The 13,816-nt window shown below is 73.9% G+C and carries 15 protein-coding genes; 9 read left to right on the top strand and 6 right to left on the bottom strand.

Features of this window, described 5'->3' with window-relative positions; genetic code table 11:
* Positions 1–82 precede the first annotated feature (82 nt).
* Entirely contained in the window at positions 83–532 is a 450-nt protein-coding gene (locus AB0G08_RS26585; protein WP_358092553.1) for a GNAT family N-acetyltransferase, read from the top strand.
* Between the two features lie 30 nt (positions 533–562).
* Here AB0G08_RS26585 and AB0G08_RS26580 read toward each other — a convergent pair whose 3' ends face one another.
* Both AB0G08_RS26580 and AB0G08_RS26575 read right to left on the bottom strand, forming a co-directional pair.
* On the bottom strand, positions 563–1,222 hold the full coding sequence (locus AB0G08_RS26580) for a DUF6766 family protein (RefSeq protein WP_358092550.1): 660 nt from the start codon (positions 1,220–1,222) through the stop codon (positions 563–565).
* Positions 1,223–1,299: 77 nt separating this feature from the next.
* Entirely contained in the window at positions 1,300–1,779 is a 480-nt protein-coding gene (locus AB0G08_RS26575; RefSeq protein WP_358092547.1) for a DUF4383 domain-containing protein, read from the bottom strand.
* 257 nt (positions 1,780–2,036) lie between these two features.
* Between AB0G08_RS26575 and AB0G08_RS26570 the strand changes: the two genes are divergently transcribed.
* From AB0G08_RS26570 to AB0G08_RS26560, 3 genes are read left to right on the top strand one after another with little or no spacing between them, the layout of a single operon-like run.
* Complete coding sequence (locus tag AB0G08_RS26570) at positions 2,037–2,816, top strand: hypothetical protein (protein WP_358092544.1); 780 nt, start codon at positions 2,037–2,039, stop codon at positions 2,814–2,816.
* 31 nt (positions 2,817–2,847) lie between these two features.
* Positions 2,848–3,300: a phage holin family protein gene (locus AB0G08_RS26565; protein ID WP_358092541.1), complete on the top strand. Its 453-nt coding sequence runs from the start codon at positions 2,848–2,850 to the stop codon at positions 3,298–3,300.
* Positions 3,297–3,980, top strand: a complete 684-nt coding sequence (locus AB0G08_RS26560) for a DUF3618 domain-containing protein (RefSeq protein ID WP_358092538.1) — start codon at positions 3,297–3,299, stop codon at positions 3,978–3,980. Before AB0G08_RS26565 ends, AB0G08_RS26560 begins: the two co-directional genes overlap by 4 nt.
* Positions 3,981–4,095: 115 nt before the next feature.
* Here AB0G08_RS26560 and AB0G08_RS26555 read toward each other — a convergent pair whose 3' ends face one another.
* Complete coding sequence (locus AB0G08_RS26555; protein WP_358092535.1) at positions 4,096–5,142, bottom strand: glycosyltransferase; 1,047 nt, start codon at positions 5,140–5,142, stop codon at positions 4,096–4,098.
* Positions 5,139–5,876, bottom strand: a complete 738-nt coding sequence (locus AB0G08_RS26550; protein WP_358092532.1) for a class I SAM-dependent methyltransferase — start codon at positions 5,874–5,876, stop codon at positions 5,139–5,141. The genes AB0G08_RS26555 and AB0G08_RS26550 overlap by 4 nt, the downstream gene beginning before the upstream one ends.
* Positions 5,877–6,020: 144 nt before the next feature.
* On the opposite strand from AB0G08_RS26550, the gene AB0G08_RS26545 reads away from it, so the two are divergent.
* Together AB0G08_RS26545 and AB0G08_RS26540 are read left to right on the top strand one after the other, a co-directional pair.
* Positions 6,021–6,656 (top strand): cyclase, encoded by a 636-nt coding sequence (locus tag AB0G08_RS26545; RefSeq protein ID WP_358092529.1) that lies wholly within the window; start codon positions 6,021–6,023, stop codon positions 6,654–6,656.
* Positions 6,653–7,825: a zinc-dependent alcohol dehydrogenase gene (locus AB0G08_RS26540; protein WP_358092527.1), complete on the top strand. Its 1,173-nt coding sequence runs from the start codon at positions 6,653–6,655 to the stop codon at positions 7,823–7,825. Before AB0G08_RS26545 ends, AB0G08_RS26540 begins: the two co-directional genes overlap by 4 nt.
* A 56-nt stretch (positions 7,826–7,881) precedes the next feature.
* Here AB0G08_RS26540 and AB0G08_RS26535 read toward each other — a convergent pair whose 3' ends face one another.
* Complete coding sequence (locus AB0G08_RS26535) at positions 7,882–9,129, bottom strand: cytochrome P450 (protein ID WP_358092525.1); 1,248 nt, start codon at positions 9,127–9,129, stop codon at positions 7,882–7,884.
* A 303-nt stretch (positions 9,130–9,432) separates the two neighbouring features.
* Here AB0G08_RS26535 and AB0G08_RS26530 point away from each other — a divergent pair, with 303 nt between their 5' ends.
* Positions 9,433–9,825, top strand: a complete 393-nt coding sequence (locus tag AB0G08_RS26530; RefSeq protein ID WP_358092523.1) for a hypothetical protein — start codon at positions 9,433–9,435, stop codon at positions 9,823–9,825.
* A 189-nt stretch (positions 9,826–10,014) separates the two neighbouring features.
* Positions 10,015–11,361: a cellulase family glycosylhydrolase gene (locus AB0G08_RS26525; protein ID WP_358092521.1), complete on the top strand. Its 1,347-nt coding sequence runs from the start codon at positions 10,015–10,017 to the stop codon at positions 11,359–11,361.
* 49 nt (positions 11,362–11,410) lie between these two features.
* Here AB0G08_RS26525 and AB0G08_RS26520 read toward each other — a convergent pair whose 3' ends face one another.
* Positions 11,411–11,629: a DUF397 domain-containing protein gene (locus AB0G08_RS26520; RefSeq protein WP_357872000.1), complete on the bottom strand. Its 219-nt coding sequence runs from the start codon at positions 11,627–11,629 to the stop codon at positions 11,411–11,413.
* Positions 11,630–11,698: 69 nt separating this feature from the next.
* Here AB0G08_RS26520 and pepN point away from each other — a divergent pair.
* Positions 11,699–13,816 (top strand): aminopeptidase N (gene pepN, locus AB0G08_RS26515; protein ID WP_358092518.1); only part of this gene is annotated, 2,118 nt, incomplete at its 3' end.

The raw sequence follows: 13,816 nt of genomic DNA, 5'->3' as shown, positions 1-13,816 counted from the left end.
GACGCCGAATAGCTCGTCGCGCTCCGTGAGCGGGTCGACTGCCGGAAACCTGCCAGAAATCCCCGCCACCTAGCGTGGCCTGATGCTGATCGAGTCACGCCCCGCCACCGATCCCGAGATCGACGCCCTGGTCACCGCCCAGCAGCGCGAGCTGCGGGCGGCCGACGGCGGGCTGGACGGCCAGGCGACCGTCACCCACGACGACATCCGCTACCTGGTGGTGGTCGCCGACGGGCGGGCGGTCGCCTGCGGCGGGATCCAGGCGCTCGACGCCGACACCGGCGAGGTGAAGCGGATGTACGTCCGCCCGGCGTACCGGGGGCGGGGCGTCGCGAGGCAGCTGCTGACCGCCCTGGAGGAGCTGGCCTTCCAGCAGGGGCACGCGGTGGTGTGCCTGGAGACCGGCACGTACCTGCCGGCCGCGATCGGGCTCTACACCTCCAGCGGGTACGAGCCGATCCCGGTCTACGGCGAGTACGTCGCCAACCCGTACAGCGTCTGCTTCGCCAAGCGGCTGCGCGTGCCGGCCTGACGGCGGCCGGGCCCGGCGGTGGCCGGTCGGTCAGTCGCCGGTGTGCGCGTGCGCGGCGGTGACCGGCTTCGACTCCGGCGACGCGTGCTGACGGAGGAAGATGCTGAGCACGATCAGCGTGCCGACCGCGAGGAACTCGCTCTGCCAGTTCTGCATCGACTGGAACCAGAACTCGCTCGTGCCGAGGAACTCCCACACGCCGATCGGCGGCGCGCCGCTCTGCAGCGCCTGCTGCTCGTTGTAGTCGGCGGTCCCGCCGAGCAGGTGGCCGACGAACGAGCCGGCGAAGATCAGCAGCAGCGCGATGGAGAGGCTGTTGCGGTAGACGACCAGGGGCAGTCCGCCGACGCGTACCGGCCAGGGGGAGTCCGGGGTGGCCCGCCGCTCGTCGTCCTCGGGCCGGTCGGTCTGCCCCACCGGCTTCGACTCCGCCGAGCCGCGCTGCACCAGGTAGGCGGTGAGCAGGACGTAGCCGCCCATCTGGAGGAACTCCGACTCCCAGTTCTCGAAGACCGACTCGATGAAGTGCCCGCTGCGCAGGTACGCCGGCCAGCTGGTCGGCGCGGCCCCGAACTCGGCCAGCTCCTGGTTGTGCGTCTGCCAGCCGAACACGCTCTGCAGCGCGAGGAAGACGAGGAACGCGCTGAACATCGCCAGGGTCAGCGCGTTGTCACGCAGCCGTTTCGGCATGTGGACCTCCTCGTCGACGGACCTCCGATCTCCCTGCCCGGACGGTCCGCCAGGCAAACGCCGCGATGGTGCGGCGGTCAGGGGCGGTCGAAGGGGTCGTCCAGCCGGGTGCCCGTGCCCACCTGGTTGGAGAGCAGCAGCCCGAAGGCGAGCATGCCGAAGCCGAGGACCAGGTGCAGCCAGTTGTCGGCGTCGTTGACCGGAATGAAGTTCGCCGCGCTCTCCCGGTCGATCGCGAAGCCGTACAGCCACAGGCCGAGGTAGAGGGCGCCGCCGCCGGCGAGGAAGACCCGGGCCCCGGCGACGCTGCGGGCCAGCAGCAGGCCGGCCAGTCCGAAACCCAGGTGCAGCGCGTTGTGCAGGATCGACACCTGGAACAGGCCGAGCAACCGGGCCTCGGAGTGGTGGCCGGCGAACGTCATGTCGTCGTAGCCGGTGGTGATGCCGGGGATGAACCCGAGCACCCCGATCAGGGTGAAGACCCCGGCCGCGGCCGCGGCGGCGAGCTGCACCCTCGGCTTCGGACCCGGCGGGCCGCCGCGTGCGTGTCGTGCCATCGCTTCACCTCCGTGGACCCGCGGAACGCCCTGCCCGCGGCGCCGGCTGTGGGGGACGTCCGTCACTGTGAGCGACGACGGCGCCACCCGACCCGACGATCCTCCATTTTGTAGACCGTGGGCGGCGGGGCGCAGGAGAAGTCACGAAGGAGGTATGGAACCGGCGACGCAGGGTAGGTCAAGAGATGCGACGGCAGGAACGGCCGACGCATCCCCCCAGCACAACCCGCGGAGACTTTCCGAGCGGAAGGGAAATCATGACCTACGATCTGTCACCCACGACTTCCACGTACGGGCAGGAGTCGAGCAACGGCAGCGGCGTCCGCGAGCAGGCCCGTCAGGTCGGCTCGGAGGCCAAGCACGCCGGTGGCGCCGTCGCCGAGACGGCCAAGCAGCAGGGCCGGGAGGTCGTCGGCGAGGCGAAGCTCCAGGCGCGCAACCTCTTCGGCGAGGCCCGCACCCAGGTCGCCGGCCAGGCCGGCGAGCAGCAGCGGCGTGCCGCTGGCGGGCTCCGCTCGCTGGCCGACGAGATGCGCTCGATGGCCGAGCAGGGCGGTCAGGCCGGACCGGTGAGCGAGATCGCCCGCCAGGCCGCCGACCGGGTGCACGGCGTGGCCGGCTGGCTGGAGCAGCGCGAGCCCGGCGACCTCATCGCCGAGGTCCGCGACTACGCCCGCCGCAACCCGGGCACCTTCCTGGTCGGCGCCGCCGTGCTGGGTGTGCTCGCCGGCCGGCTGACCAAGAACATCTCCGCCGCCGGTGACGGCCAGAGCGGCAACGGCTACCCGGGCTACGACTCGGGCGCGGGCTACGACCCGGACCGGACCGCGGTCATCCCGACCCCGCCGGCCCCGCGCGCCGTGCCGGACGCCGTGCCGCCGGGCGGCTACCTCGACCCGACCCCGGGCGCGTACGTCGACCCGCAGACCACCACCAGCTACGCCGACCCCGCAGGTGGCGTCGGCCAGCCGCTGCCGCCGGTGAGCCAGACCGACCCGCTGCCGGGCGTGCCGTCGAGCGGGACCACCCGTCCGTGAGCCTACGAATCATCCGAAGGGAGGCGGCGGCATGAGCATGCCGACGCAGGGGGCGGGGCTCGACTCCGGTTACCACCCCCACGACGCGGACGAGGTCAGGGGCAGCTCGATCGGTGAGCTGATGCGCCAGGTCACCACCGACCTGTCCACCCTGATGCGGCAGGAGGTCGAGCTGGCCAAGGCCGAGATCCGCCAGGAGGGCAAGAAGGCGGGCAAGACCGCCGGCTTCTTCGGCGGCGCCGGCTTCGGCGGCTACATGGTGGCCCTCTTCCTCTCGCTGGCCCTCTGGGCCGGGCTGTCCAACGTGATGGACGCCGGCTGGGCGGCGCTGATCGTGGCCGTCATCTGGGGCGCGATCGCCGCGGTCCTCTACTCCAAGGCCAAGAAGAACGCCGAGCAGATTCGCGGCCTCAAGCAGACCAACGACAGCGTGCAGCGGATCCCCGACGCGCTCAAGCCCCACCCGCAGGAGGTCACCCGATGAGCACCGACCCGGACCAGATCCGCCGGGAGATCGAAGCCACCCGGAGCAACCTGAGCTCCGACGTGGACGCGCTGGCGTACAAGGTCAGCCCCGCCCGCATCGTCGACGACCGCAAGCAGCGGGCCCGCAACGCACTGCAGAATGTGAGGGACAAGGTGATGGGAACGGCTTCCGACCTGGGTCACAGCACCAAGCACGGCGCCCACGTGGCGGGCGGCCACGCCTCCTCGGCGGCGTCCACCGTGAGCGACAAGGCCCACTCGGCCGCCTCGACCGTGAGCGACAAGGCGCACTCGGCCGCCTCGACGGTCGGCGACGCCGCGCAGCGCGCGCCGCAGGTGATCCGGCAGAAGTCCGAGGGCAACCCGCTGGCCGCCGGCCTGATCGCCTTCGGCGTCGGCTGGCTCGCCTCCTCGCTGATCCCGGCCACCCGCCGCGAGCAGCAGGTGGCGTCGCAGGTCAAGGAGAAGGCCGGCGAGCACGCCGGGGTGGTGAAGGAGAAGCTGGGCGAGGTCGCCAACGAGCTGAAGGAGGAGCTGCGCGAGCCGGCGCAGCACGCCACCCAGTCCGTCCGCTCCACCGCCCAGGACGCGGTGCACGCCGTCAAGGACGACACCCGGTCCGCCGCGTACGACGTGAAGGACCAGGCGCAGCAGTCCCGCGAACAGGTGCGGTACTGACCAGCCGGTCACCGTACGCCGCAGCTCGCGGCCACTCCCGGAGCGTTCTCCGGACAGTGGCCGCGAGCTGTCGTGTGCGTCCCGGCCGGGTCCCCGCCGCGGGAGCGGGGGCGTGTCAGCGGCGGTGGCGGCGGAGGGTGCGCTCGAAGTGGGCGGCGCGACGCACCCGGCCACCGGCGTAGCGGACCCCGCCGAAGAGCAGGCGCCGGCCGACGGCGAGCCAGCCGCACACGCCGCGCTCCAGCACCCAGAACGGGGCCGCCAGGGCGGTCGCCGGCGGGAAGACCGCCGTGCCCCCGCCCCTGCGGCGGCCCGCCTCGGCGAGCCCCACCGTGGTCACGGCCGCCCCGAGCAGCAGCCCCGGTCGCCGGGCCGCGACCGCCGCCGCCAGCGCCGGCAGGACCGCGAGCGAGGCCACCAGGCGGACCGGCTGGGCCAGGTCGTCGTACGCCTGACGGACCCGCTGGCCCAGGAAGTGGGCGGTGTCCGGCGGCAGCCGGCGTACGTGCAGCCAGGCGGGTGCCGCCTCGGTCCCCCCGTACGCGCGCACGGTGCGGATCAGCTCCAGGTTCTCGAAGAGCACGTCCGGGTCGTACCCGCCCATGGCGAGGAAGGTGCTCCGGCGTACCGCCAGGGTGCCGGGGTAGTCGGCGCCGAGCGCCCGGTTGAGCAGGGTGCGCCCGGTGTCCCACCACGCGTGCCAGGGCAGCGGGTCGAAGTAGTTCTGCGGCCGGACCAGGTCCACCCGGTCGAGCAGCCGGTGCACGGCGCGCAGCCCCGCCTCGTCGTACCGGACGTCGTCGTCGGCGATGACCACGTGCTCGTGCCGGGCCGCGCCGACGCCGGTGAGCACCCCGGTCACCTTGCCGTTGACGCCGCTCAGGGCGGGATCCGGCCGCAGGTGCCGGACCAGGCCGCGCCAGGCCTCGCCGTGCCGGGCGAACAGCTGCGGGGGCGACCCGTCGACCACGGTCACGTCGACCAGGGTGCCCAGCCAGCGCAGGTACGCCGTCAGCCCGGCCAGGTCGGCGTCGTCGGTCCAGCGCAGCGGCAGGACGTACGCGACGGGAAGCCGGCGCCCGACGCCCCCCGCGGGCGGCGCGATGGTGCCGTGGCGGTCGCTGTCGGGAGCGGCGCCGGCCGGGCGGGCCGGGGCGCTCACGCCTGCTCCGGGCGGCGGTAGACGGAGACGTGCTCGCGGCTCTGGTCGGTGAACGGCCGGCCGGTCCAGTCCTCCCACCGGTGCTCGCGGCGCATGCCGGCCAGCTCGGCCATCAGGTCCAGCTCCGCCGGCCAGGCGTAGCGGTGGTTGGCCGGCAGCAGGTGCACCCCGGCGTTGCTGAGCCGGACCTTCGTGGTGGTCATCCGCTGCTCGGCGGGGTGCAGCAGGGCCGCCTCCAGCAGCACCACGTCCTCCGCCACCCGCACCGGCCGCAGCGCGCCGCCCGCGCGGAAGGCACCCGGGTCGGGCACCCACGCCTCGACGACGAACCGTCCGCCGGGGCGCAGGTGGGCGGCGGCGTTGCGGAAGCAGGCCACCTGCGCGGCCTGGTCCGGCAGCGCGAAGATCGTGTTGAACGCGAGCACCACCAGGGCGAACTCGCCGGGCACCCGGATCTCGGCGAAGTCGCCGACGGCCACCTCGACGGCGTCCCCGCCCGGCTTGGCGCGCAGCCCGGCGGCCATCTCCGGGGAGCCCTCGACGCCGGTCACGGTCAGCCCCCGGGCGACCAGCGGCAGGGCGAGCCGGCCGGTGCCGATGCCGAACTCGCAGACCGGGCCGCCGTCGGCCAGCGCGGCGAGCCGCTCCACCGCCGCGTCCGGTGTCAGGTGCGCGTACGTCTCGTCGTAGACCTCCGCGACGTGCCGGCCGTACTCGCTGGCGTCGAAGGACACGGTGCCTCCCGGTGGTGGTGGGTGCCCGCAGCAGGTGCCCGGTTATCCGCGGGCCAAACCGGTGCGTCGTTTCGGTCGGGCGGTCCCGGGTAGCGCAACCGGTGCGGGTGGTCCATCCCCGGGCGCCCGGGTGGAGGAGACGTGATGACCAGCAACGGAACGAGGTGGGCGCTGCTCGGTGCCACCACGGTGATCGTGGTCGGCGTCGGTCGGGCGGTGGCCCGTCGACGACGCCGGCACCAGCCGGAGCGCCGCGACGGCTGGTACGTGGTGCGGCGCGGGGTGACGATCGACCGGCGGGCGGAGGCGGTGATCGGCTTCTGGACCGACCGGGAGCGGCTGGACCGGGCGCTGGCCGAGTGGGCGACCCTGGAGCAGCTCGACGACGACCGGTGGCGCTGCGTGGCGCGGGACCCGGCCGGCGGGGGCACCGAGTGGCGGGCCGAGATCACGGTCGAGGGCCCCGGGCGGCTGCGCTGGCGGGTCACCGACGGGCCCGAGCAGGAGGGCACCGTCCAGCTGACGCCGGCGCCCCGGGACCGGGGCACGGAGGTCCGCGCCGAGCTGCGGTGGCGCTCCGGGCCGCTGCGCCGGGCGTTCGGCCTGGTCGGCGGCGACGATCCGGACCTGGCGCTGCGCGACGCGCTGCGCCGGGTGAAGGCGCTGGTGGAGTGCGGCCAGGTGATCGACACCCGGCGCGACCCGTCCGGGCGCGGACCGGCGCAGGAGAAGGCGACCGACAAGGTCCGCGACAGGCTGACGACGGGAGGACGGGCGTGAGGGCGCTCTGCTGGGAAGGCGTCGGCAAGCTGGCCGTACGCGACGTGCCGGAGCCGCGGATCCGCGCCGAGGGCGACGTCGTCGTCAAGGTCGGCGCCAGCAGCGTCTGCGGCTCCGACCTGCACCTGATCAACGGCTTCCTGCCGGCGATGCGGGAGGGTGACGTCCTCGGCCACGAGTTCATGGGCGAGGTCGTGGAGACCGGCCCGGGCGTGCGGCGGCTGCGCGTGGGCGACCGCGTCGTGGTCGGCTCCGTGGTGGCCTGCGGCGGCTGCTGGTACTGCCGCACCGAGCAGTACTCGCTCTGCGACAACTCCAACCCGCAGCCGGTCTTCACCGAGAAGCTCTGGGGCCACTCGCCGGCGGGCATCCTCGGCTACTCGCACGCCGCCGGGGGCTACTCCGGCAGCCACGCCGAGTACATCCGGGTGCCGTTCGGCGACGTCGGGGCGTTCAAGGTCCCCGACGGGGTGCCCGACGACTCGGTGGTGTTCGCCTCCGACGCGATGCCCACCGGCTGGATGGCCGCCGACTTCTGCGCGCTGAAGGGCGGCGAGGTGGTCGCGGTGTGGGGCGCCGGCGGGGTCGGCCAGATGGCGGCCCGGTCCGCGCAACTCCTGGGCGCCGAGCGGGTGATCGTGATCGACCGGCTGCCGGAGCGGCTCGCCACCGCCGCCGACCGGCTCGGCGTGGAGACGGTCAACTACGCCGAGACCGACGTGCTGGAGGCGCTGCGGGAGATGACCGCCGGCCGGGGACCGGACGCGTGCATCGAGGCGGTCGGCATGGAGTCGCACGACGTCGGGCCGGTGTACGCGTACGACAAGGCGAAGCAGACCGCCCGGCTGCAGACCGACCGCCCCACCTCGGTACGACAGGCGATCATGGCCTGCCGCAAGGGCGGCACGGTGAGCATCGTCGGCGTCTACGGCGGCCTGGTGGACAAGTTCCCGCTGGGCGCGGCGATGAACAAGGCGCTGGTGCTGCGGATGGGACAGATGCACGCCCAGCGCTACATCCCGATGCTGCTGGACCGGATCGCGGCCGGCGAGATCGATCCCGGCTACCTGGCCACCCACCCGATGCCGCTGGAGCAGGGCGCGCGGGGCTACGAGATGTTCGAGAAGAAGGAGGACGGCTGCCTGCGTACCGTCCTGCACCCGGCCTGAGCGCGCCACGACCGCACCGCCCCGGGGTCGACGAGGTCCCCGGGGCGGTGCCGTGTTCAGGCCGTGCGGCGGACGTTGGTGACCACGAACCCGCTCGGCGGCAGCGCCGGCATCCGGCGCAGGCTCAGCGCCAGGTCCTGCGGCGGCACGTCGTACCGCATCGTCGTGGTCAGGTTCGTCACCGCCCGCTTCATCAGCTCGATCGTGATCCACTCCCCGGCGCAGCGGTGACCGGTCAGGTGCTCGCCGCCGCCCTGCGGGACGAGGGCGAACGGGTCGCCCCGCCAACCGGTGAAGCGCTCCGGCCGGAACCGCTCCGGTTCGGGCCAGAGCGCCCGGTGGTGGTTGGTGCCGTACAGGTCGAGCAGCACCCGCCGGCCGCGCGGGAAGTGGTAGCCCTGCCAGTCGAACGAGCGGCGGACCCGGGCGGCGGCCACCGGGAAGAACGGGTAGTAGCGGCGTACCTCCTGCACGAAGTTCTCGGCGGCCTCGTCGCTCTCGCGGACCCGCTGCCGCCAGGCCGGGTGATCGTGCAGGGCCAGCGCGGCGAAGACGACGAAGCGGTCGACGGCGACCGTGGGGCGCAGCACGTTGAGCAGTTCGACGGCCGCGATCCGGCGGGGGAGCAGCCGGCCGTGGGCGTCGCGGTGCTCGGCGATGACCCGCAGCGCGCTGCCGTCAGGGGCCGGGAGCGTGCCGGCGCGCACCCGGTCGACGAGCCGGCCGACCCAGCGTTCGCCCCGCCGCCGGCCCCACAGGCCACGCCAGTGCCGGGGGCCGAGCGCCGCCGGCCCCTCGATCATCGCGTGCAGCTCGGCGGTACGCCGGTCCACCTCGGAGTCCGCGAGCGGCACGCCGGCCCAGGCGCAGACCGCGCGGGTCAGCATCCGGCCGACCTCGTCGTACAGCACCACCGGCGCGCCCGACTCCCAGTACGGCACGCGGGCCCGCCACTCGTCGTCGAAGAGCTGCGCGAGGTGTCGGACCGCGGTCGGCGTCATGATCGACATGAACATGGCCTTCCGGTCGGCGTGCTCCGCCCCGTCGAGGCCCTGCACGCCGCCGCGGCCGGTCAGGGTGCGCTGCGCCCGCTTCGGCATCGCGCCCGCCCGGACGAAGCGTTCGGTGTCGTAGAAGAGCTCCGCCGCCGGCCGGCCGCGCAGGCAGATGGTGGGCTCCAGCAGCAGCCGGGCCTGGAAGATGTCGGTGCCGTGCCGGTCGCAGCGCCGGCCGACGAAACGGTAGCCGTCACGCAGGAACGCCACCGAACTGTCGGGGCTGCGCTCCGTCGGGATGGTCGCCATCGGGCCTCCTGACCGGGGTGGCGGCCGTTGCCGGCCGGGTTCTGTCCGTGCCTCTGCGTCTACCCAGGCCGGCGCGGCTGAATCTCGGACCCGGGTCGGTCCCGGGCCGGGGGCGGAGACGCGCGGGGGGAGGGGCCAGCGGGCGACGACGTCCGCTGGCCCCTCCCAGGGCCGCGGAAAGCTGGTTTCCTCGGGGGAGCGGTCCGCCGGGCCGCCGCCGGCATCCCGCCGGCGGCGGCCGCGACGGAACGCGGGCGGTCCACCGGAGGAGGGGCCCGCCCACGATCGCCACGGGGAGGACGCATGCGTGACAACAGGCCGGCGCACTGGCGGCAACGGCAGGCCCTGGGGGCGCTCGGCACGGCTCGGGAGGTCGCCGGCACGTCGTTGATCACGTCGTCCCGCCGCTCGGCCCGGCCCGACCGGTTCTTCACGGTGCACCTCGGCTTCACCGCCCCCGACCTGGCGTCGGCCCGGGAGTTGGCCGTCGGCTACGCGGAGGCGCTGAGCCTGCTGCGCCCCGAGGTGGCCCTGGGCGCGTCGGCGCTGTCGCCGGCCGACGCCTGGCAGCGCGCCGAGCGGCTGTTCTGCGGCGCGTCCGGCCCGGACGGCGAGCGCTGCGCCGACGTGGCCGGCCATCCCGGCTTCCACCACGCCCCGGGGCCGGGCGGGCTGGGCTGGGGCGACGGCGACTGACCCTCGGCATCGACAGACCCCTATTGCGCTGCCCGTCCGGGCGCGAGTAGCTTGGCACCGTTGCCGAGCCGGGCCGGCCTCGCACCCGTACGTCGCACTCGTCACGAGCGCGCCGCGCACCCCACGGGCGTGCGCCAGGGCAGGCGTGCCTGCGCCCCGATCCGTCGGGGCCTCACCCCGAGGTAGGCAATGAAGAGAAGGCTTCTCACCCTCGGCGCCGCGTTCCTGGTCGTCGTCGCGTCCGTCCTGGTGTTCGTCAAGCCGGCGGACGCGGCCGTGGGACTGCACGTCGAAGGGCGCACCATCGTCGAGGCGAACGGCCAGCCGTTCGTCATGCGGGGCGTCAACCATCCCCACGTCTGGTACACGGGCCGGACCGACTCGTTCGCCGACGTCAAGGCGCTCGGCGCCAACACCGTCCGGGTGGTGCTGGGCAGCGGCAAGCGGTGGGGTCCGTCCACCGACGTTCCGAACGTGGTCTCGTTGTGCAAGCAGAACCGGCTGATCTGCGTCCTGGAGGTCCACGACACCACCGGCTACGGCGAGGAGGGTGCCGCCGCGTCGCTCGACGAGGCCGTCGACTACTGGATCAGCCAGAAGGGCGCGCTGGTCGGCCAGGAGGGCTACGTCGTCATCAACATCGGCAACGAGCCGATCGGCAACGTGGACGCCGGCCAGTGGACCGCCGCGACCACCGCCGCGATCACGAAGATGCGGGCCAACGGCTTCGCGCACCTGCTCATGGTCGACGCGCCGAACTGGGGCCAGGACTGGCAGTTCGTCATGCGGGACAACGCGCAGACGATCCTGGACGCCGACAGCCGGCACAACACCGTGCTCTCCATCCACATGTACGCGGTGTTCCACACGGCCGCGGCCATCACCGACTACCTGGACCGGTTCGAGGCCAACGGCTGGCCGCTGGTGATCGGCGAGTTCGGCTGGCGGTTCAACGCCAACGAGGTCGACCACGAGACGATCCTGGCCGAGGCGCAGGCGCGTGGCCTGGGCTACCTCGCCTGGTCGTGGAGCGGCAACACCGACCCGATCCTGGACATGGCCACCGACTTCGATCCCGCGCGGCTCACCACCTGGGGCCAGCGGATCTTCAACGGCGCCAACGGCATCAAGGCCACCGCCAGCGAGGCCACGATCTTCGGCGGCGGGCCGACCGGGACGCCCTCGCCCATCCCCACCCCGACGAAATCACCCACCCCCACCCCGACCGGCGGCGGCAAGGCGTGCGCCGCCGACTACCGGGTGGTGGGCCAGTGGGCGGGCGGCTTCCAGGGCGAGATCCGGGTCACCGCCGGAGACTCGGCGATCAGCGGCTGGACCGTCACGTGGACCCTCGCCTCCGGCCAGGCCGTCACCCAGGCATGGAACGCGACGGTCGCCACCAGCGGATCCGCCGTCACCGCCCGCAACGTGAGCTACAACGGCAGTCTCGGCGCGGGCGCCGCCACGACCTTCGGCTTCCTCGGTTCGTGGAGCGGCACCAACGCCGTACCGCCCCTGTCCTGCACCGCCAGCTGACCGACGGGCAGTCCGTCCCGCGCGCGTCCGCGCGGGACGGGCGTCGCCCTCAGTCCAGGTCGAACTCGCCGTCCTGGGCGCCGGCGACGAAGGCGTCCCACTCGGCCTGGGTGAAGACCAGGACGGGGCCGTCAGGCTCGGCGGAGTTGCGCATCCCGATCAGGTCGTCGACGAAGGCGACCTCGACGGCGCTCTCGGAGGTGTCGCCCTCGGCCCGCTGCCAGACCGCCCGGGAGAGGTCGAAGTCACCCTTGGGGTGCGTAGCCATCGTTCAGTCCTCCAGTGCCACGGGTCATGGGGGAGACACGTACGGTTCCCCATCGGGCAGGATAAGCGGATGCCGAGCCTGACCCGTGTAGAGGCGACCGCGCGTGGCGCGGCGATCACCGTCGAGTCATATCAGGTGGACCTGGACCTGACCGGCGACGGCGGGCGGTTCCGCTCCGACGTCGCCATCCGCTTCCGGGCGGTCCCCGGCGCGGCGACCTTCGTCGAGGTCCAGCCCGCGAAACTGCTGGCGGTACGCCTCAACGACCGCGACGTCGACCCGTCCACGCTGGACGACAACCGGCTGCCGCTGACCGGGCTGGCCGAGGAGAACACGCTCACCGTCGCCGCCGAGATGGCGTACTCGAACACCGGCGAGGGGATGCACCGCTTCGTCGACCCCGCCGACGGCGAGACCTATCTCTACGCGATGTCCTTCCTCGACAACGCGCAGCGCCTCTTCGCCGCCTTCGACCAGCCCGACCTGAAGGCCCCGGTCACTCTGTCGGTCACCGCCCCGCCGCACTGGGTCGTCGCGGCCAACGGCCTGCTCGCTGCCACGCCGCGCCCCGGGCGCTGGGAGTTCGCCCCGACGGCGCCGCTGGCCACGTACTTCGTCTCGCTGATCGCCGGCCCCTGGCACGTCCGGCGCGCCGAGCACGACGGCATCCCGCTCGGCGTCTACTGCCGGCGCTCCCTCGCCGAGCACCTGGACGCCGACGCCGAGGAGATCCTCACCGTCACCAGGCAGTGCCTCGACCGGTTCCACCAGCTCTTCGCCGAGCGCTACCCGTTCGGCAAGTACGACCAGGCGTTCGTGCCGGAGTTCAACGCCGGCGCGATGGAGAACCCGGGCCTCGTCACCTTCCGCGACGACTACGTCTTCCGCTCCGCCGTCACCGACACCGAGCGGGAGCAGCGCGCCACCACCATCGCCCACGAGATGGCGCACATGTGGTTCGGCGACCTGGTCACCATGCGCTGGTGGGACGACCTCTGGCTGAACGAGTCCTTCGCGGAGTACCTCGGCACCCGGGTGACCGCCGAGGCGACCCGCTTCGACCGGGCCTGGACGACCTTCGCCCTGCGGCGCAAGGCCTGGGGTTACGCGGCTGACCAGCGGCCCTCCACCCATCCCGTGGCGCCCGAGGAGGTCACCGACGCCGCCGAGGGCCTGCTCAACTTCGACGGCATCTCGTACGCCAAGGGCGCCAGCGTCCTGCGGCAGCTCGTCGCCTGGCTCGGCGACGACGCCTTCCTCGCCGGCCTCAACGCCCACTTCGCGAAGCACCGGTTCGGCAACGCCACCCTGGCCGACCTGCTCGGCAGCCTCGCCGCGGCCAGCGGGCGCGACCTGTCCGGCTGGGCGGAGCGCTGGCTGCGCTCGGCGCAGGTCAACACGCTGCGTGCCGAGGTCACCGTCGACGCGGACGGCCGCTACACCGAGGTGGCGATCGGGCAGACCGCCCCCGCGTCGCACCCGGTGCTGCGCCCGCACCGCATCGGCGTCGGCCGGTACGCCGCCGACGGCACGGTCGTCCGGACGGAGGTCGACCTCGACCCGGACGCCGACGGCGGCCGGACGGTGCTCGCCGGGCTGGCCGGCGAGCCGGCGGCCCGGCTGCTGCTGCCCAACGACGGCGACCTGACGTTCGCCAAGATCCGGCTCGACCCCGCGTCGGCGGACGCCGTGCCGCTGGTGCTGCCCGGCCTGGCCGACCCGCTGGCCCGGGCGCTGCTCTGGGGCGAGGCGCTGGACGCCGCCATCGACGGGGAGCGGCCGGTCGCCGGCCTGGTCGCCCTCATCGCCGCCGCCCTCCCCGCCGAGACCGAGGTGATCATCGCCGAGGACGTGCTCGCGCTCAGCCGCTCGCTGGTCGACCGCTACCTCGACCCGCTGGCCCGCGAGGCCGCCCTGGCGCAGGTCGCCGCCGCCTGCCGGACACTGCTCGACGGGGCCCCGGCCGGCGGCTCGTTGCAGCTCGCGGCGGCCCGGGGCTGGCTCGCCGCCAGCACCGACGCGGACCGGCTGGCCGGCTGGCTCGCGGGCCGGGACGTCCCGCCGGGGCTGGCGGTCGACGCCGAGCTGCGCTGGTCGCTGCTGCTCCGGCTGGTGGTGCTCGGCGCGGCCGGCGAGGCGGAGATCGCCGCCGAGGCCGCGGCCGACCCGAGCGCCGCCGGCGCCGAG

The sequence above is a fragment of the Micromonospora sp. NPDC023644 genome (assembly GCF_040640115.1).
In the GTDB taxonomy this organism is placed as follows: domain Bacteria; phylum Actinomycetota; class Actinomycetes; order Mycobacteriales; family Micromonosporaceae; genus Micromonospora.
Note: the sequence above shows the minus strand (reverse complement) of the source record. Positions and strands in the feature narration are given on the sequence as shown.